Source organism: Streptomyces sp. BBFR51, assembly GCF_044591655.1.
Taxonomy (GTDB): Bacteria; Actinomycetota; Actinomycetes; order Streptomycetales; family Streptomycetaceae; genus Streptomyces.
The window spans coordinates 4,311,026-4,328,799 of the sequence record NZ_CP172448.1 but is presented as its reverse complement, the minus strand read 5'-3'; the positions used below and the strand labels follow the sequence as shown (position 1 = coordinate 4,328,799).

The window sequence follows — 17,774 nt, the reverse complement described above, 5'->3', positions numbered from 1 at the left end:
CGCATGGCCGCCGAACTCACCGCACACCAGCTGATCGCCCAGCACCGGCCGACCCTGGACCTGGCGCTGGAGACGATCCGCACGCGCGCGTACTGGTCCCCCCACCCCGAGCACCCCAAGGCCTACGGGGAGAACGGCAGCCTGGACACGGCGGCGGGCAAGGCCGCCTTCGACGCCCTGCTCGGCACCCGCCTCGACCTCGGCCAGCCCGGCACCGACGACTGGGTCGGCGGCGAGGTCTCCCCGTACGGCGTCGAGCTGGGCGTCCAGTACCCGCACGCGGACCTCGACGTGCTGCTGCCCGCCATGAAGGCCGGGCAGAGGGCGTGGCGGGACGCGGGCGCGGAGCTGCGCGCCATGGTCTGTCTGGAGATCCTGAGGCGGATCGCCGACCGGACCATGGAATTCGCCCAGGCGGTCATGCACACCTCCGGGCAGGCCTTCATGATGGCCTTCCAGGCCGGCGGCCCGCACGCCCAGGACCGCGGCATGGAGGCCGTGGCCTACGCCTACGTGGAACAGGTCCGCACCCCCGACACGGCGGAGTGGACCAAGCCGCAGGGCAAGCGCGACCCGCTCGCGCTCACCAAGCGGTTCACCCCGGTCCCGCGCGGCATCGGCCTCGTCATCGGCTGCAACACCTTCCCGACGTGGAACGGCTACCCGGGCCTGTTCGCCTCCCTCGCCACCGGCAACGCGGTCCTGGTCAAGCCCCACCCGCGCGCGGTACTGCCGCTCGCCCTCACCGTCCAGGTCGCCCGCGACGTCCTCACCGAGGCCGGCTTCGACCCGAACCTGGTCGCGCTGGCCGCCGAACGCCCCGGCGAGGGCATCGCCAAGACCCTGGCCACCCGCCCCGAGATCCGGATCATCGACTACACCGGCTCCACCGCCTTCGGCGACTGGCTGGAGGCCAACGCCCGCCAGGCCCAGGTCTTCACCGAGAAGGCCGGCGTCAACACGGTGATCGTCGACTCCACCGACGACTACAAGGGAATGCTCGCCAACCTGGCCTTCTCGCTGTCCCTCTACAGCGGCCAGATGTGCACCACCCCGCAGAACCTGCTGATCCCCCGCGAAGGCATCGGCACCGACCAGGGCCCCAAGACCTACGACGAGGTGACCGCCGACCTGGCCCGCGCCGTCGACGGCCTCCTCGGCGACGACGCCCGCGCGAACGCCCTGCTCGGCGCCATCGTCAACCCGGACGTCAAGGCACGCCTGGAGGCCGCCGCCGGACTCGGCGAGGTCGCCCTCGCCTCCCGCGAGATCACCCACCCGGACTTCCCGGACGCGGTCGTGCGCACCCCGGTGATCGTCAAACTGGACGGCGCCAAGCCCGACGACGAGGCCGCCTACACCAGTGAGTGCTTCGGCCCCGTCTCCTTCGCCGTCGCCGTCGACTCCGCCGCCCACGCCGTGGACCTGCTGCGCCACAGCATCCGCGAGAAGGGCGCGATGACGGTGGGCGCGTACACGACCGACGCGGAGGTCGAGCAGTCGGTGCAGGAGGCCTGCCTCGAGGAGGCCGCCCAGCTCTCCCTCAACCTCACCGGCGGGGTGTACGTCAACCAGACGGCCGCCTTCTCCGACTTCCACGGCTCGGGCGGCAACCCGGCGGCCAACGCGGCCCTGTGCGACGGCGCGTTCGTCGCGAGCCGCTTCCGGGTGGTCGAGGTCCGCCGGCCGGCCTAGGAAGCCTGGACCGCGCCCCCGGTGGCGCTCCAGTGGTACAGCGTCATGGCCACACTGGTCGCGAGGTTGTAGCTGGAGACCTGGGGGCGCATCGGCAGCGCCACCAGATGATCGGCACGCGCGCGCAGCCCACCCGAGAGCCCGCTGCGCTCGGAGCCGAACGCGAGCAGCGCGTCGTCCGGCAGCTTCACCCCCCGGATGTCCTCACCCTCCGGATCCAGCGCGAACACCGGGCCCGGCGGCAGCTCCGCCACCTCCAGCCGCTCCACGACCGTCGCGAAGTGCAGCCCGGCGCCACCGCGCACCACCGTGGGGTGCCAGGGGTCGAGCGTGCCCGTGGTCACCACGCCGGTCGCCCCGAAACCGGCGGCCAGCCGGATCACCGCCCCCGCGTTGCCGAGGTTGCGCGGCTGGTCGAGGACCACGACGGGGGCACGGCGGGGCAGGTGCGCCAGCGCCCCCAGGCCGGCCGCCCGCGACGGCCGTACGGCAAGGGCGGCCACCGCGGTGGGGTGCGGCCGCGCGACGAGCGAGGCGTACACCTCGTGCGACACCTCGGTCAGCAGCCCCTCCAGGGCCTCGCGCACGTCGGGCGCCAGCTCGCCGGCGAGGGCCAGGGCGCCCGCGCGGTCACTGGTGACCGCGACCGGGACCTCGGCGCCGAAGCGCAGCGCGTGCTTGAGGGCGTGGAAGCCGTCCAGCAGCACACACCGGCCGACGTGCCGGCGCCAGGCGGCCGGCGGTGCGAGGTCGGGGGCGGTCATGCCCGGAAGCCTACGTGCGTGTCCTCGGGGTCCTTCTCGTCCACCGCGCCCGCACCGGCCCGCTCGCCCTCCTGCTTCCCCTCCTGCGCCCGGGGCCCGGGCACCACCGCCGTACGAGCGCCCCCGGGCCCGGTGCCCATCGCCTTCGACGGCGGCCGGCCCGACAGCCGGCCACGCGCGCGTGCCGCCCAGCCGCCCAGCCGGCGAAGGAACGAGGTCGGCAGGAAGACCGCGTCGGCGGCGATCATCGCCAGCGAGAAGAACGGCAGCCCGAGCGTCACGGCGATCACCGCGTGCTCGATCATCATCGCGGCCAGCAGCACGTTCTTGACCCGCCGGTTGAACAGCGTGAACGGGAAGGCGACCTGCACCGCGACCGTGCCGTACGTGATGAGCATGACCATCGTGCCGTTGGCGGCCAGCGCGTCGGAGAGCGCGGGCCAGGGCGAGAAGTAGTCCAGGTGCAGCGGGTAGTAGACGGCCGTGCCGTCCTGCCAGCGTGAACCCTGGATCTTGTACCAGCCGGCGGTCGCGTAGATCAGACAGGCCTCGGCCATGATCACGACCAGCGCGCCGTTGTGCACGATGTTGGTGACCACGTCCAGCAGGATCCGCGGCTCACCGCCCTGCGCGCCGCGCCCGACGGCCCACCAAAGGCCCAGCGAGAGCCACGCCGCCCACAGCAGCGCCGGGACGAACCAGTCGCCGTCGAGACCGCCCGCCAGCGTCACGGTGAGCAGCGCGAACCCGGACACGCACCACAGCACCGGCCCGACCCGGTCCACGACCCGCTCACCACGCGCGCGTGCCGAGGCCTCGCGCCGCGCCCTGCGCGCGTCCAGCGACCACACCTGGCCGCACCGCGTGAGGACCAGGTAGATGCTCATCAGGTGCAGGACGTTGTCGCCGCCGTCCCCCATGAAGACGCTGCGGTTCTGCAACGAGAGCACACCGACCATGAACAGCACGGACATGGTCCGGGTGCGCCAGCCCAGCAGGAGCAGCACGCTGCTCAGAACGGCCAGCGCGTAGACGATCTCGAACCAGGTCCGCCCGTTTGACCACAGCAGCACCGTGAAGGCGCCGTTGTCCGCGATCAGTTGCTCGGCGAGGTCGTGGCCCCAAGGGCTGTCCGGGCCGTACAGCTCGCTGCGGTGGGGCAGTTCACGCAGGAGGAAGAGCAGCCAGGTGGCGCTGAAGCCGATGCGGACCACGGCACTCTGGTACGGGCCGAGCGCGGCGCCGGTGACGCGGGCGATGCCGCGGGAGACCGAGAGGGCGATGCCGTTCACTCGGCACCCCCTTCGTTCCCGGACTTCGCAGCCTTGCCGGTCTTGCCGGCCTCGTCGGCCTTGCCGTCCTTGCCGCCCGCTGACACGGACCACCAGGGCAGCTCACGGACGGTCGGCCGGTCGGAGACCTTCTCACCGCTCCACGGCGGCGGCTTCACGTTGGTGGTCCGGGAACGGTACTGGACGCGCTCGACGGCACCGCCCGGTCCCGCCGCCTCGTTGCGGTCCAGGCGCAGCACCGCGACGCGCCGCAGGTAGGTCTCGGAGAGGGTGCCCCGCAGGCCCACCGGGCGGTCGTCGGAGTCGTGGGTGGCGACGAAGAAGTCCCAGGCCCGGCGCAGTTCGTTCTGCTGGGTGTGGCTCGGCAGCGGATTGCCGTCGATGGCCCGGCCGTCCTCGGCGGACAGGTCGTACCAGCCGGTCGTCCGTATCGCGCCGTCCGCCGTGCTCACCTCCGCGCGGACCTGGACGGAGATGTTCTGCTGGAGCGGATTGGGCGCGAAGAGCTTCCAGTTCTGTTCGAACTCCGGGAAGACCCACTCGTCCACCGCCTCGCCGTGCTGCTTGGTGAGGGTGTTGGCCGGGGCCACGTGCAGGAACACCAGGCCTATGTGGGCACACACGGCGACCGCGACGACCGCCAGGGCGACCACGGCACCGACCTGGTAGCGCGGGGAGAGCGCGGCGACGCCCGTGCGGGGCTCGGCGGTCTCCGGAGCACGTGCGGCACCGGCGACACCGTCGGCCTCGGATACGGCGGGCCCGGTTTCCCCGGAGTTCCCGGCCGCTTGGGAGGTTCCTGCCGCGGCCTCCGCAGTCCCCGCCGAGGTCTCGGGGGTCCCTGCCGCCGCGTCGGAGGCCGCGGCCGACCCACCGGTTTCCTCCCGCCCGTCGTCCCGCCCCTGCCGGGCGTCCGAGCCTGTGTCGTACGCGTCCATTCCGCCCCGTTCCGGTCCCGATCCGTCGTTCCGCCCGCCCGCACAGCCTCGGGGCGCCCACGCGCCACCCGTGCGGCTGCTCGGCAACGTTCGAACGCGAACGGTACTCAGGACCGGCCGCCCGCACACCCCCCGGCGGACCGGCCGCACCGTGGCCGTCACCACATCCGCGGGAGATCCGGGGACAGCCTAGAGAACGTGCCCCGGCTCGCCCTTCTCGTCCACCACGGGACGGCCGGCCGCGGCCCACTCCTGCATGCCGCCGTCGACGTTCACGGCGTCGACGCCCTGCTGGGCCAGGTACATGGTGACCTGCGCCGATCGACCGCCGACGCGGCACAGTACGTGGATCCGGGCGTCCTGCGGCGCCGCCTCGGCCAGCTCACCGTACCGGGACACGAATTCGCTGAGGGGAATGTGCAGCGCCCCGGCGGCATGACCCGCCTGCCACTCGTCGTCCTCGCGGACGTCCAACAGGAAGTCGCCGTCCTTGACGTCGTCGACGCCGACCGTGGGCACACCAGCTCCGAAACTCATGTCCCAGACGCTACCCGAGCCGCGGTCCTGCTCAGTCCTGCCCGAGCACCCCCGCCAGCTCCGCCTCCCGCTCACGCACCTGCGTCGCCAACTGCTCGGCGATCTCCTCCAGCAGGCGGTCGGGGTCGTCCGGGGCCAGCCGGAGCATGGCGCCGATCGCGCTCTCCTCCAGCTCCTTGGCCAGCAGCGTGAGCATCTCCTTGCGCCGGTCGAGCCATTCGAGGCGGACGTACAGCTCCTCGCCCCGGCTCGGGCGCCGCTCCGGCGTCGGCCCCGCGGCCCACTCCTCGGCCAGCTCGCGCAGCTCCGCCGCGTCGCCCCGGGCGTAGGCGGCGTTGACGCGGGTGATGAACTCCTCGCGCCGGACCCGTTCGTCCTCCTCCTGCGCCAGGTCGGGGTGGGCCTTGCGGGCCAGCTCGCGGTAGAGCTTGCGGGCCTCCTCGCCGGGCCGCACCCGCTGCGGAGGCCGGACCGCCTGGTCCGTGAGCATCGCCGAGGCCTCGGGGAACAGCCCGTCCCCGTCCATCCAGCCGTTCAGCAGCTCCTCGACGCCGGGGATCGGCATCAGCCGGGCCCGCGCCTCGTCGGCCCGCCGCCGGTCGTCGGCGTCGCCCGTGCGGGCCGCCCTGGCGTCCAGGATCTGCGCCTCCAGCTCCTCGAGCCGGGCGTACACCGGGCCGAGCCGCTGTTCGTGCAGCCGCGAGAAGTTCTCGACCTCCACACGGAAGGTCTCCAGCGCGATCTCGTACTCGATGAGTGCCTGCTCGGCGGCCCGTACGGCCTGTTCCAGCCGTTCCTCGGGACGCGGCGCACCCCCCTGCTCGGGCTCAGCTTCCGGCGTCGTCACCCGACCAGCCTAGGCCACGATCCGCCCACGCCCTGCGGCCTTCGGGGCCGGCCTCCGGGCCGATCTTCCAGCCCCGGCCCGCCCGGCGGGCCGGGGCCGTCCTCACACCCCCAGCTCCGCCGCGACCCGCCCCGTGCGCACCGCGCCCACCAGCCCCGCGTGGTCGGCCTCCGTGCGGTCGGCGTAGGCCACGGCGAACGCCGCCACCGCCTCGTCCAGTTCGCCGTTCTTGCCGCAGTAGCCCGCCACGATCCGCGGGTCGGCGCTGTGCGCGTGGGCGCGGGCCAGCAGGGCGCCGGTCATACGGCCGTAGTCGTCCAGCTGGTCGGCGGCCAGGGCGGCGGGGTCGACGCTGCCCTTGCGGTTGCGGAACTGCCGCACCTGGAAGGGCCGCCCGTCGACCGACGTCCAGCCCAGCAGGATGTCGCTGACCACCTGCATCCGCTTCTGCCCCATGACCACCCGGCGCCCCTCGTGCGCGGCCCCGGGGGCGTCGAACCCGGCCGTCGCCAGGTGGGGCAGCAGCGCGGAAGGCCGGGCCTCCTTCACCTGGAGCACGAGCGGTTCACCCCGGTGGTCCAGGAGCAGCACCACGTACGACCGGGTGCCCACGCTGCCGGTGCCCACGACCCGGAAGGCCACGTCGTGCACCGCGTACCGGGCCAGCAGCGGCAGCCGGTCCTCGGAGAGCGTGGCCAGGTACGGCTCGAGGGCGCCCGCGACCTGTGCCGCCTCGGCGTCGGGCACCCGGCGCAGCACCGGCTCCGCGTCCACGAAGCGCCGCCCGCCGTCCTCGGTGGACTCGGTCGACTTCGCCGCGAAACGCCCGCTGGTGTTGGCCCGCGCCTTCTCGGAGACCCGCTCCAGGGTGCCGAGCAGGTCGTGGGCGTCGGTGTGGGAGACCAGTTCCTCGTCCGCGATGGCGTTCCAGGCGTCCAGCGCCGGGAGCCCGGCCAGCAGCCGCATGGTGCGCCGGTAGGCGCCCACCGCGTCATGGGCGGCCTCGCGGCAGGTGTCCTCGTCGGCGCCGGCCTCCCGGCCCGCGAGGACGAGTGAGGCGGCGAGCCGCTTGAGGTCCCACTCCCAGGGGCCGTGGACCGTCTCGTCGAAGTCGTTCAGGTCGATGACCAGGCCACCGCGGGCGTCACCGTAGAGGCCGAAGTTGGCGGCGTGCGCGTCACCGCAGATCTGGGCGCCGATCCCGGTCACCGGCGTGCGCGCCAGGTCGTACGCCATCAGGCCCGCCGACCCGCGCAGGAAGGCGAACGGCGTGGCCGCCATCCGCCCGGCCCGGATGGGGGCGAGCCCCGGTATCCGGCCGCGGTTGGACTCCTCGACCGCGCTCACCGCGTCGGGCCGGGCGGCGTCCAGGTCGAGGGCGGCGTGCGCGGACCGCGGAACGCGCGTGCGCAGCGCCTTGCCCTCCGCCTTCGGCGAGCCGCCCGCGGGCCACCGCGCGAACCCCGCGACGACCGGCACCCGCCCGCCCCGCCCCGCCCCCTCGGCGCTCGTGCCCTCCGCCCGCGCCGCCGGCACCGCCGCCGCCTCCGTGCTCGCCCCCGCCATCGCCCCGCTCATCCCGGCCGCCCCTCCCGTACTCGTCCGTACCCGTCCGTACCCGTGCGTCGCGCCCGCGCCCCGCACGCGCGCCTGCCGGCACCGCGCCGGTCCGTGCCCTCCGCGCCGGCGCGCCACGACCGTACCCCCGCCCGGACCGCCCGTACACGGACCCCTGCCCGCCGCCCGCATAACGCCGGGCAGAGGGCGGAACAGGAGGTGCCCCCGGCCCCGCCGGCGCGCCTACGGTTTCCAGCGATCACCACGGAGCGCGCCCGCCGAAGCATCCACAGCAGCCTGCCCCGCGCCGGCGGGCGCGCTCCCTGTCCCCGACGTCCCGGATGCCGCACGTCCCGTCCAGCTCCCCCAGGGACCACCCACCGAGGAGACCGAGGAACCGCCATGACCTCCGACGCCCCCACCACCCCCGACGAACCCGGCCCCGGCCCCGACGCCGACCGCGGCATCAGCCGCAAGACGCTGCTCAGGGCGGCCGTCGCCGCCGGCGCCGCCGTCCCGCTGCTCGCCACCGGCGGTATCGCGCTGGCCCGGGACGCCGCCCGCTCCTCCACCGACCGGGCGCTGCCGCCCACCCCCTACTGCGACGACGGCGACGACCCGACGCCGGACCAGATGGAGGGCCCGTACTTCAAGCCGAACTCCCCGCTGCGCACCGACCTGACGACCCCCGGCACCCCGGGCACCCCGCTCACCGTCAGCGGGTACGTCTTCGGCCGCAACTGCGTCCCGCTGTCCGGCGTGCTCCTCGACTTCTGGCAGGCCGACAACGCCGGCGCCTACGACATGGCCGGATACACCTTCCGCGGCCACCAGTTCACCGACGCCGGCGGGGCGTTCACCCTGCGCACGATCGTCCCCGGCCTGTATCCCGGCCGCACCCGGCACATCCACGTCAAGGCGCAGGCCCCCGGCGAACCCGTGCTGACCACCCAGCTCTACTTCCCCGGCGAGCCCCGCAACAGCACGGACGCCCTCTTCGACCCGGCGCTGCTCATGAACGTCCGCGACGCCGGCGGCGGCAGGCAGGCCACCTTCGACTTCGTCCTGAACGTCGACGGCGGCCCGGGCCCCGACCCCACCGACCCACCCACCGACCCGCCGGGCGGCACCTGGTCGAGCGGCCACTCCTACACCGCCGGGGACCGGGTGACGTACGGCAGCCGCGCCTACCGCTGCCTCCAGGCGCACACCTCGATGACGGGCTGGGAGCCGCCCAACGTGCCGGCCCTGTGGCTCCCCGAGTCCTGAGACCTTCCTCACAGCGCACCCACCCCGGCCACCGCGCCCAGGCATGCGGAAACCCCCCAGGTCCGAGACCTGGGGGGCTTCCGGCTGGTGCGCGAGGGGGGAGTTGAACCCCCACGCCCTTTCGGGCACTGGAACCTGAATCCAGCGCGTCTGCCTATTCCGCCACCCGCGCATTGGGTGTGTTTTCTGGCCCGTTCCCTGCGGTCCGGCGCCTTCCGACACGAGAACATTAGCACGCTGGAAGGGGGCGATTCACATCCCTTCTGCCCGCCGGAGCGGGGCGCCCGCCCTCCTTCGGGCACTCGTATCGAGCCGTGCCCGTTCACGTATCAACCTCGTACCGGTCCGGCCCGTCTCCCCAGGAGCCGGTAGGGGTCCGCAGTCAGGTGCGGGACACTGGTCTGCGGCCGCCTCTACGATCCTGGGCATGAGTACCTGCGAGAGGCGTCGACACCCGTCGACCGGGCCGACAGGGGGAACCAGCCGATCGAGCGGCGCGTGGATACGATCAGTAAGCAGTACCAGGTAGGCAGTGCGCGAAAGAGCGGCGCACCCGCCGGCCGAGCGCAGGGCAGCAGGACGCACAGCGGCAGTACGCAAGGCAGTGGACAGGACGGCAGCGACGGAGGAGGTGCCCCATGGGAGTCCTGAAGAAATTCGAGCAGCGTCTCGAAGGTCTGGTCAACGGCACCTTCGCGAAGGTGTTCAAGTCCGAGGTGCAGCCCGTGGAGATCGCAGGAGCGCTCCAGCGCGAATGCGACAACAACGCGACCATCTGGAACCGCGACCGCACCGTCGTGCCCAACGACTTCATCGTGGAACTGAGCACGCCCGACTTCGAGCGCCTCAGTCCCTACTCCGGACAGCTCGGCGACGAGCTCGCCGGCATGGTCCGCGACTACGCCAAGCAGCAGCGCTACACCTTCATGGGACCGATCAAGGTCCACCTCGAGAAGGCGGACGACCTCGACACCGGCCTGTACCGGGTGCGCAGCCGTACGCTCGCCTCCTCGAGCAGCCACCAGGGCGGCCCGGCCCCCGCGGGCCCCGCCGCCCCCCCGGCAGCACCCCCCGGACGGCCCGGCGGCCCGGGCGGTGGCTACGGCTACCCGCCGGCCGCCTCCCCCGCGGGCGCCCCGCCCATGCCGTCCGCGCCGCCGCCCGGCGGCCGCCCCGGCGGCTACGGCTACCCGCAGCCCGCGGGCGGCCAGCAACCCCCGGCCGCGCCCGCACCCGGCGCCCGCACCCGCCACTGGATCGAGATCAACGGCACCCGCCACCAGATCTCCCGCGCGACCCTCGTACTCGGACGCAGCACCGAGGCCGACGTGCGGATCGACGACCCCGGCGTCTCCCGCCGACACCTCGAGATCCGGCCCGGAACGCCCACGACGATCCAGGACCTCGGGTCCACCAACGGCATCGTGGTGGACGGACAGCACACCACCCGCGCTACGCTCCGCGACGGCTCACGCATCGTCGTGGGCAGCACCACCGTTATCTACAGGCAAGCCGAAGGGTGATCCGCGGGCAATGTCAGAGCTGACCCTCACGGTCATGCGGCTGGGCTTTCTCGCCGTACTGTGGCTGTTCGTGATCGTGGCCGTGCAGGTCATCCGCAGCGACCTGTTCGGTACGCGAGTCACCCAGCGCGGCGCGCGGCGCGACGCCGCCCGACCGCAGCAGACCGCCACGCGCCAGGGCCAGGCGCCTCCACCGCAGCGCCAGCAGCCCAGCGGCGGCCGCGGCCGCCGCGGCGCGCCCACCAAACTGGTCGTCACGGAGGGCACGCTCACCGGCACCACCGTTGCCCTCCAGGGCCAGACCATCACGCTCGGCCGGGCACACGACTCGACGATCGTGCTGGACGACGACTACGCCTCCAGCCGCCATGCCAGGATCTACCCGGACCAGAACGGGCAGTGGATCGTCGAGGACCTGGGCTCCACCAACGGCACCTACCTGGACCGGTCCCGGCTGACGACCCCCACGCCGATTGGCCCGGGGGCGCCGATCCGCATCGGCAAGACCGTCATCGAGCTGCGGAAGTAGTGCTACACCAATGAATGAGCGCGAGCGGAGCGAGCACGCAGCGGCGGCCGGCACCCCGGGCCCCGGCGCGCTCCCGACCGGAGGGTGGGCAGTGTGGCTCGACACGACCGGCTGGAGTCGGAGCCGACGGGCGAGGTGCGCATGAGTCTGTCACTGCGCTTCGCCGCCGGATCGCACAAGGGCATGATCCGGGAGGGCAACGAGGACTCCGGCTACGCCGGCCCCCGCCTGCTCGCCATCGCCGACGGCATGGGCGGCCAGGCCGCCGGTGAGGTCGCCTCCTCCGAGGTGATCTCCACCATCGTCGCCCTCGACGACGACGTGCCCGGCTCCGACGTCCTCACCTCCCTCGGCGCCGCCGTGCAGCGCGCCAACGACCAGCTGCGGCAGATGGTCGAGGAGGACCCCGCCCTCGAGGGCATGGGCACCACCCTGACCGCCCTGCTGTGGACCGGCCAGCGCCTGGGCATGGTCCACGTCGGCGACTCCCGCGCCTACCTCCTGCGCGACGGCGTCCTCACCCAGATCACCCAGGACCACACCTGGGTACAGCGTCTCGTCGACGAGGGACGCATCACCGAGGAGGAGGCGGGCACCCACCCGCAGCGCTCCCTGCTGATGCGCGCCCTCGGCAGCGGCGACCACGTCGAACCCGACCTGTCCATCCGCGAGGTACGGGCCGGCGACCGCTACCTCATCTGCTCCGACGGACTCTCCGGCGTCGTCTCCCACCAGACGATGGAGGACACCCTCGCCAGCTACCAGGGCCCCCAGGAAACCGTCCAGGAACTGATCCAGCTCGCCCTGCGCGGCGGCGGCCCCGACAACATCACCGTCATCGTCGCCGACGTCCTCGACCTCGACACCGGCGACACCCTCGCCGGGCAGCTCTCCGACACCCCCGTCGTCGTCGGCGCCGTCGCCGAGAACCAGGCCCAGTTCGGCGACAACGGCATCATGCAGACCCCGGCCGGCCGCGCCGCCGGCCTCGGCCGACAGGGCGGACAGCGCGGCGGCGGCGGCGAGTTCGGCCCGCCCGGCAGCGGCGACACCACCGGCTACGTCCCGACCGGCGGCTTCGACGACTACGGCCCCGACGACTTCGTCAAACCCCGCAAGAGCCGCAGGTGGCTGAAGAGGTCCCTCTACACCGTGCTCGCCCTCGCCGTCATCGGCGGCGGCACGTACGGCGGCTGGCGCTGGACCCAGACCCAGTACTACGTCGGCACCAAGGACGACCACCTCGCGCTGTACCGGGGCATCAGCCAGGACCTCGCCTGGGTCTCCCTCTCGAAGGTCCAGAAGGACCACCCCGAGATCGAACTCAAGTACCTGCCGCCCTACCAGCAGGAACTGGTCGAGGCCACCATCCCCGAGAGCGACCTCAACGACGCCCGGGCCAAGATCGAGGAACTCGCGGTCCAGGCCTCGGCCTGCAAGAAGCAGGCCGACCGGCGCACCGCGGAGACCGAGAAGAACGCGAAGACGGGCGAGGGCGAGGCCGGAGGCACCACGGGAACCACCCCCGCCTCCTTCACGTCCAAGGCCTCACCGAGCCCGAACCCCTCGGGATCACCGAAGGCACCCGAATCGTCCGAGTCCACGACCGCACCCACTCCAGGCTCCGGCCCGACCCTCTCGGAGGAAGAGCAGAAGGTCGTCTCGCTGTGCGGTAAGCAGTAGGCAAGCCGTGAGAGGCCCTGTCACACGATGAGCAGTACTACCAACCCGTCGACGCACCACACGTCCACGATCGGCGCCATCGGCGCCCCGAGCCGGCGCAACACCGAGCTGGCTCTGCTCGTGTTCGCCGTCCTCATCCCGGTCTTCGCCTACGCCAACGTCGGCCTCGCCATCAACGACGAGGTCCCCGCGGGCCTGCTGAGCTACGGCTTCGGCCTCGGCCTGCTGGCCGGCGTGGGCCACCTCGTCGTGCGCAAGTTCGCGCCCTACGCGGACCCGCTGATGCTGCCGCTGGCCACCCTGCTCAACGGCCTCGGCCTCGTCGCCATCTGGCGCCTCGACCAGTCCGAACTCCTCCAGGACATCGACCAGGCCGGCACCGCCGCACCCCGCCAGCTGATCTACACCGCGATGGGCATCGCCCTGTTCGTCGCCGTGCTGGTGTTCCTCAAGGACCACCGCGTCCTGCAGCGCTACACCTACATCTCCATGGTCGGCGCCCTGTTCCTGCTGCTGCTCCCCCTCGTACCGGGCCTCGGCAAGAACATCTACGGCGCCAAGATCTGGATCCAGGTCGGCTCCTTCTCCATCCAGCCCGGCGAGTTCGCCAAAATCGTCCTGGCGATCTTCTTCGCCGGCTACCTGATGGTGAAACGCGACGCGCTCGCCCTCGCCAGCCGCCGCTTCATGGGCCTCTACCTGCCCCGCGGCCGCGACCTCGGCCCCATCCTGGTCGTCTGGATCGTCTCCATCCTCATCCTCGTCTTCGAGACCGACCTCGGCACCTCGCTGCTCTTCTTCGGCATGTTCGTGATCATGCTGTACGTCGCCACCGAACGGACCAGCTGGATCGTCTTCGGTCTGCTGATGTCCGGAGTCGGCGCCGTCGGCGTCGCCAGCTTCGAACCCCACATCCAGCAGCGCGTCGACGCCTGGCTCGACCCGATGAAGGAGTACACGCTCTCCCGCGCCGGCGTCACCGGCCACTCCGAGCAGGCCATGCAGGCCCTGTGGGCCTTCGGTTCCGGCGGCACCCTCGGCACCGGCTGGGGCCAGGGCCACTCCGAGCTGATCCGCTTCGCCGCCAACTCCGACTTCATCCTCGCCACCTTCGGCGAGGAACTCGGCCTCGCCGGCCTCATGGCCCTGCTCCTGCTCTACGCGTTGATCGTCGAACGCGGCGTGCGCACCGCCCTCGCCGCCCGCGACCCCTTCGGCAAGCTCCTCGCCATCGGCCTCTCCGGCGCCTTCGCCCTCCAGGTCTTCGTCGTCGCCGGCGGCGTCATGGGCCTCATCCCGCTCACCGGCATGACGATGCCCTTCCTGGCCTACGGCGGCTCCTCCGTCATCGCCAACTGGGCGCTGATCGGCATCCTGCTGCGCATCAGCGACACGGCGCGCAGACCGGCACCCGCCGCGCCCGCCAACCCCGACGCCGAGATGACCCAGGTGGTCCGACCGTGAACAAGCCACTGCGCCGAATCGCGATCTTCTGCGGCCTCCTGGTCCTCACCCTGCTCATCCGCGACAACTGGCTCCAGTACGTCCAGGCCGACGGGCTCAAGGAGGACGAGCACAACCGCCGCGTCGCCATCGAGCGGTACGCCAGCCCCCGCGGCGACATCATCGTCGACGGCAAGGCCATCACCGGACACGCCACCACCGAGGGCGACTTCAAGTACAAGCGCACCTACAAGGACGGCGCAATGTGGGCGCCCGTCACCGGCTACGTCTCCCAGGCCTTCGGCGCCACCCAGATCGAGTCCATCGACGACGGCATCCTCACCGGCAACGACGACCGGCTCTTCTTCCGCAACACCCTCGACATGATCACGGGCAAGAAGCGCGAGGGCGGCAACGTCGTCACCACCCTCAACAGCGCCGCCCAGAAGGCCGCCTACAACGGCCTCAAGAAGCAGGGCGCCAAGGGCGCCGTCGTCGCGATCGAACCGTCCACCGGCAAGATCCTCTCGATGGCCTCCTACCCGTCGTACGACCCCACCGTCATCGCGGGCAGCAACGAGGCGGCCGGCGAGGCCTGGAACAAGCTCCAGAAGAAGAACAACCCCGACGACCCGATGCTCAACCGCGCCCTGCGCGAGGTCTACCCTCCCGGCTCCACCTTCAAGGTGGTCACCGCGGCGGCGGCCCTGGAGCACGACCTGTACGACTCGGCGGACGAGAAGACCGACTCCCCGCTGCCCTGGACGATGCCCGGCACCACCCAAGAGCTGCCCAACGAGGGCGACCTCCCCTGCAAGAACGCCACCCTCCGGGAGGCCCTGCGCGTCTCCTGCAACACCGTCTTCGGCAAGGTCGGCTACGACCTCGGCAACGACAAGATGCTGGAGACCGCAAAGAAGTTCGGCTTCACCGAGGAGCAGTTCGTCCCGGTCCGCTCCAGCGCCTCCCGCTTCTCCGACGACATGAACGACTCACAGGTCGCGCTCTCCTCCATCGGCCAGTTCAACACCGCCGCCTCCCCGCTGCAGATGGCCATGGTCACCTCGGCCATCGCCAACAACGGCACCCTGATGAAGCCGTACATGGTCGACGAGCTCCAGGCCCCGAACCTCGACACCATCGAGAAGACGGACCCCGAGGAGATGAGCAAGCCGCTGTCCGCGGACAACGCCCAGATCCTCCAGTCCATGATGGAGACCGTCATCGAGGACGGCACGGGAACCAACGCCCAGATCGACGGCGTCACCGTAGGCGGCAAGACCGGTACCGCACAGCACGGTGTCGACAACAGCGAGAACCCCTACGCCTGGTTCATCTCGTACGCCAAGGGCGACGACGGCACCTCGCCCGTCGCCGTGGCCGTGGTGATCGAGGACGAGAACGCGGTCCGCGACGACATCTCCGGCGGCGGCCTCGCGGCACCGATCGCGAAGAACGTCATGGAGGCCGTCATCGACAGCAAGAAGTGATCACACCATGAACGGGACGTGACTCCGATCACGTCCCCTTCACATCGGCGCACGTTGCGATACCGGTCCTGTATCGGCTGCCCGGCTTGGCCGAGGCACCCAACCCGAGCCGGGTACGGTGGGCCGGACGGCAGCCTCCGACCGTACAAGCATGCCGGTCGGGACCGACGGAGAGGGCTGGTAGGTAGCTATGGAAGAGCCGCGTCGCCTCGGCGGCCGGTACGAGCTGGGCCCGGTGCTCGGCCGTGGTGGCATGGCGGAGGTTTACCACGCGCATGACACCCGGCTCGGGCGCCAGGTGGCGGTGAAGACGCTGCGCGCGGATCTCGCGCGCGACCCGTCCTTCCAGGCCCGGTTCCGCCGGGAGGCCCAGTCGGCCGCCTCGCTCAACCACCCCGCGATCGTGGCGGTCTACGACACGGGCGAGGACTACATCGACGGGGTCTCCATCCCGTACATCGTCATGGAGTACGTCGACGGCTCCACACTCCGTGAGCTGCTTCACTCCGGCCGCAAACTGCTGCCGGAGCGAACGCTGGAGATGACCATCGGCATCCTCCAGGCCCTGGAGTACTCGCACCGGGCCGGCATCGTCCACCGCGACATCAAGCCGGCCAACGTCATGCTCACGCGCAACGGCCAGGTCAAGGTCATGGACTTCGGCATCGCCCGCGCCATGGGCGACTCCGGCATGACCATGACGCAGACCGCCGCCGTGATCGGCACCGCCCAGTACCTCTCCCCGGAGCAGGCCAAGGGCGAGCAGGTCGACGCCCGCTCCGACCTGTACTCCACGGGCTGCCTGCTCTACGAGCTGCTCACCGTGCGCCCGCCCTTCGTCGGCGACTCCCCGGTCGCGGTCGCCTACCAGCACGTACGCGAGGAACCGCAGGCGCCCAGCGTCTTCGACCCCGAGATCACGCCCGAGATGGACGCGATCGTGCTGAAGGCCCTGACCAAGGACCCCGACTACCGCTACCAGTCGGCCGACGAGATGCGCGCCGACATCGAGGCCTGCCTCGACGGCCAGCCCGTCGCCGCCACCGCCGCACTGGGCGCCATGGCCGCGGGCGGCTACGGCGCCTACCCCGACGACCAGCCGACCACCGCCCTGCGCTCGGACGCCGGCGGCGGCGCCACGACCATGCTGCCGCCCATGAACCCGGACGACGGCGGCTACGGCTACGACGACCGCCCCGACCGGCGCCGCCAGCAGCCCCGCAAGAAGAACACCTCCACGATCTTCCTGGTCCTGGCCGGCGTCCTCGTCCTCGTCGGCGCCATCCTGATCGGCAAGTACGCCTTCACCGGCAACAGCGGACCGGGCAACGGCAAGGTCACCGTGCCGGCGTTCATCGGCCTGAGCAAGAGCGACGCCCAGCAACAGGCCACCAACATCGACCTGGAACTGGCCTTCACGCAGAAGCCCTGCGAGGACCAGAAAAAGGGCAACATCTGCGACCAGGACGTCAAGCAGGGCACCGACGTCGAGAAGAAGTCCACCGTCAACCTGGTGGTCTCCACCGGCGCACCGAAGGTCGCCGTCCCGAACGTCATCGACAAGAACGTCGAGGAAGCCACCCAGCAGCTCAAGGACAAGGGCTTCGAGGTCGAGACCAAGCAGACCGAGTCCTCCCAGGACGAGGGCACGGTCCTCAGCCAGGACCCCGACCCGGGTAACGAGCTGGAGAAGGGCTCCACGGTGACCCTGGAGGTCGCCAAGGCCGAGGCCAAGGCCACGGTGCCGGACGTGGTGGGCCGCAGCTGCGACGAGGCCAAGGCCCAGATGGAGAACAGCGACCTCGAGGCCACCTGCACGGACCAGCCCACCAACGACCCGAACCAGGTCGACAAGGTCATCTCCACGACCCCTTCGGCGAATCAGTCGGTCGACAAGGGATCCCAGGTGACGATCGTCGTCGGCAAGGCCGTGGAGAAGACCAAGGTGCCGGAGATCAAGCTCGGTACCCCCCTGGCTCAGGCCCAGCAGACCCTGAACCAGGCCGGATTCACCAACATCCAGGTCTCCGGCCCCAACGACGGCAACGCCGTCGTCATAGGGCAGAACCCGCCGGCCAACAGCGAGGTCGACGACCCGGCCGCCACGCAGATCACCCTCAACACGGTGGGCGGCAACGGCGGCAACAACGGAGGAAATGACAACGGCGGCATCATCGGCGGCCTCCCCGGCCGCGACTGACCCGCCA

Annotated in this window: 14 protein-coding genes and 1 tRNA gene; 8 read left to right on the top strand and 7 right to left on the bottom strand. The window is 71.7% G+C overall.

Annotated elements, in window-relative coordinates:
* Positions 1 to 3 precede the first annotated feature (3 nt).
* Complete coding sequence (paaN, locus tag ACGH7X_RS19720) at positions 4 to 1,695, top strand: phenylacetic acid degradation protein PaaN (protein ID WP_399886705.1); 1,692 nt, start codon at positions 4 to 6, stop codon at positions 1,693 to 1,695.
* On the opposite strand, the gene ACGH7X_RS19715 is transcribed toward paaN, so the two are convergent.
* The 6 genes from ACGH7X_RS19715 to ACGH7X_RS19690 all read right to left on the bottom strand — a co-directional run bounded on the left by ACGH7X_RS19715 (position 1,692) and on the right by ACGH7X_RS19690 (position 7,651).
* Positions 1,692 to 2,459, bottom strand: a complete 768-nt coding sequence (locus tag ACGH7X_RS19715) for a TrmH family RNA methyltransferase (protein ID WP_399886704.1) — start codon at positions 2,457 to 2,459, stop codon at positions 1,692 to 1,694. The genes paaN and ACGH7X_RS19715 overlap by 4 nt on opposite strands.
* The gene (locus ACGH7X_RS19710; protein ID WP_399886703.1) at positions 2,456 to 3,751 is read right to left on the bottom strand and encodes an HTTM domain-containing protein; all 1,296 of its coding nucleotides are present in this window, start codon (positions 3,749 to 3,751) and stop codon (positions 2,456 to 2,458) included. The genes ACGH7X_RS19715 and ACGH7X_RS19710 overlap by 4 nt, the downstream gene beginning before the upstream one ends.
* The gene (locus ACGH7X_RS19705) at positions 3,748 to 4,689 is read right to left on the bottom strand and encodes a DUF5819 family protein (protein ID WP_399886702.1); all 942 of its coding nucleotides are present in this window, start codon (positions 4,687 to 4,689) and stop codon (positions 3,748 to 3,750) included. The genes ACGH7X_RS19710 and ACGH7X_RS19705 overlap by 4 nt, the downstream gene beginning before the upstream one ends.
* Positions 4,690 to 4,878: 189 nt before the next feature.
* On the bottom strand, positions 4,879 to 5,208 hold the full coding sequence (locus tag ACGH7X_RS19700) for a rhodanese-like domain-containing protein (protein WP_399897178.1): 330 nt from the start codon (positions 5,206 to 5,208) through the stop codon (positions 4,879 to 4,881).
* A 49-nt stretch (positions 5,209 to 5,257) separates the two neighbouring features.
* On the bottom strand, positions 5,258 to 6,073 hold the full coding sequence (locus tag ACGH7X_RS19695) for a hypothetical protein (protein ID WP_399886701.1): 816 nt from the start codon (positions 6,071 to 6,073) through the stop codon (positions 5,258 to 5,260).
* 102 nt (positions 6,074 to 6,175) lie between these two features.
* On the bottom strand, positions 6,176 to 7,651 hold the full coding sequence (locus ACGH7X_RS19690; RefSeq protein ID WP_399886700.1) for a DUF2252 domain-containing protein: 1,476 nt from the start codon (positions 7,649 to 7,651) through the stop codon (positions 6,176 to 6,178).
* A gap of 381 nt (positions 7,652 to 8,032) precedes the next feature.
* On the opposite strand from ACGH7X_RS19690, the gene ACGH7X_RS19685 reads away from it, so the two are divergent.
* Positions 8,033 to 8,899, top strand: coding sequence for a carbohydrate-binding protein (locus ACGH7X_RS19685; RefSeq protein ID WP_399886699.1), 867 nt, complete (start codon positions 8,033 to 8,035; stop codon positions 8,897 to 8,899).
* An 85-nt stretch (positions 8,900 to 8,984) separates the two neighbouring features.
* On the opposite strand, the gene ACGH7X_RS19680 is transcribed toward ACGH7X_RS19685, so the two are convergent.
* Positions 8,985 to 9,071: transfer RNA gene (locus ACGH7X_RS19680), tRNA-Leu, on the bottom strand.
* 466 nt (positions 9,072 to 9,537) lie between these two features.
* Here ACGH7X_RS19680 and fhaA point away from each other — a divergent pair.
* The 6 genes from fhaA to pknB all read left to right on the top strand — a co-directional run bounded on the left by fhaA (position 9,538) and on the right by pknB (position 17,767).
* A complete protein-coding gene (gene fhaA / locus ACGH7X_RS19675; protein WP_399886698.1) occupies positions 9,538 to 10,422 on the top strand; it encodes an antibiotic biosynthesis regulator FhaA in 885 nt (294 codons plus the stop codon).
* Between the two features lie 10 nt (positions 10,423 to 10,432).
* Positions 10,433 to 10,951, top strand: a complete 519-nt coding sequence (gene fhaB / locus ACGH7X_RS19670) for an antibiotic biosynthesis regulator FhaB (RefSeq protein ID WP_271319304.1) — start codon at positions 10,433 to 10,435, stop codon at positions 10,949 to 10,951.
* A 141-nt stretch (positions 10,952 to 11,092) separates the two neighbouring features.
* Positions 11,093 to 12,634 (top strand): Stp1/IreP family PP2C-type Ser/Thr phosphatase, encoded by a 1,542-nt coding sequence (locus ACGH7X_RS19665; protein ID WP_399897175.1) that lies wholly within the window; start codon positions 11,093 to 11,095, stop codon positions 12,632 to 12,634.
* Positions 12,635 to 12,661: 27 nt separating this feature from the next.
* Entirely contained in the window at positions 12,662 to 14,098 is a 1,437-nt protein-coding gene (locus ACGH7X_RS19660; protein WP_399886697.1) for an FtsW/RodA/SpoVE family cell cycle protein, read from the top strand.
* Positions 14,095 to 15,567, top strand: coding sequence for a peptidoglycan D,D-transpeptidase FtsI family protein (locus ACGH7X_RS19655; RefSeq protein ID WP_399886696.1), 1,473 nt, complete (start codon positions 14,095 to 14,097; stop codon positions 15,565 to 15,567). The genes ACGH7X_RS19660 and ACGH7X_RS19655 overlap by 4 nt, the downstream gene beginning before the upstream one ends.
* 190 nt (positions 15,568 to 15,757) lie before the next feature.
* Positions 15,758 to 17,767 (top strand): Stk1 family PASTA domain-containing Ser/Thr kinase, encoded by a 2,010-nt coding sequence (gene pknB, locus ACGH7X_RS19650; protein ID WP_399886695.1) that lies wholly within the window; start codon positions 15,758 to 15,760, stop codon positions 17,765 to 17,767.
* The last annotated feature ends 7 nt before the right edge of the window (positions 17,768 to 17,774 follow it).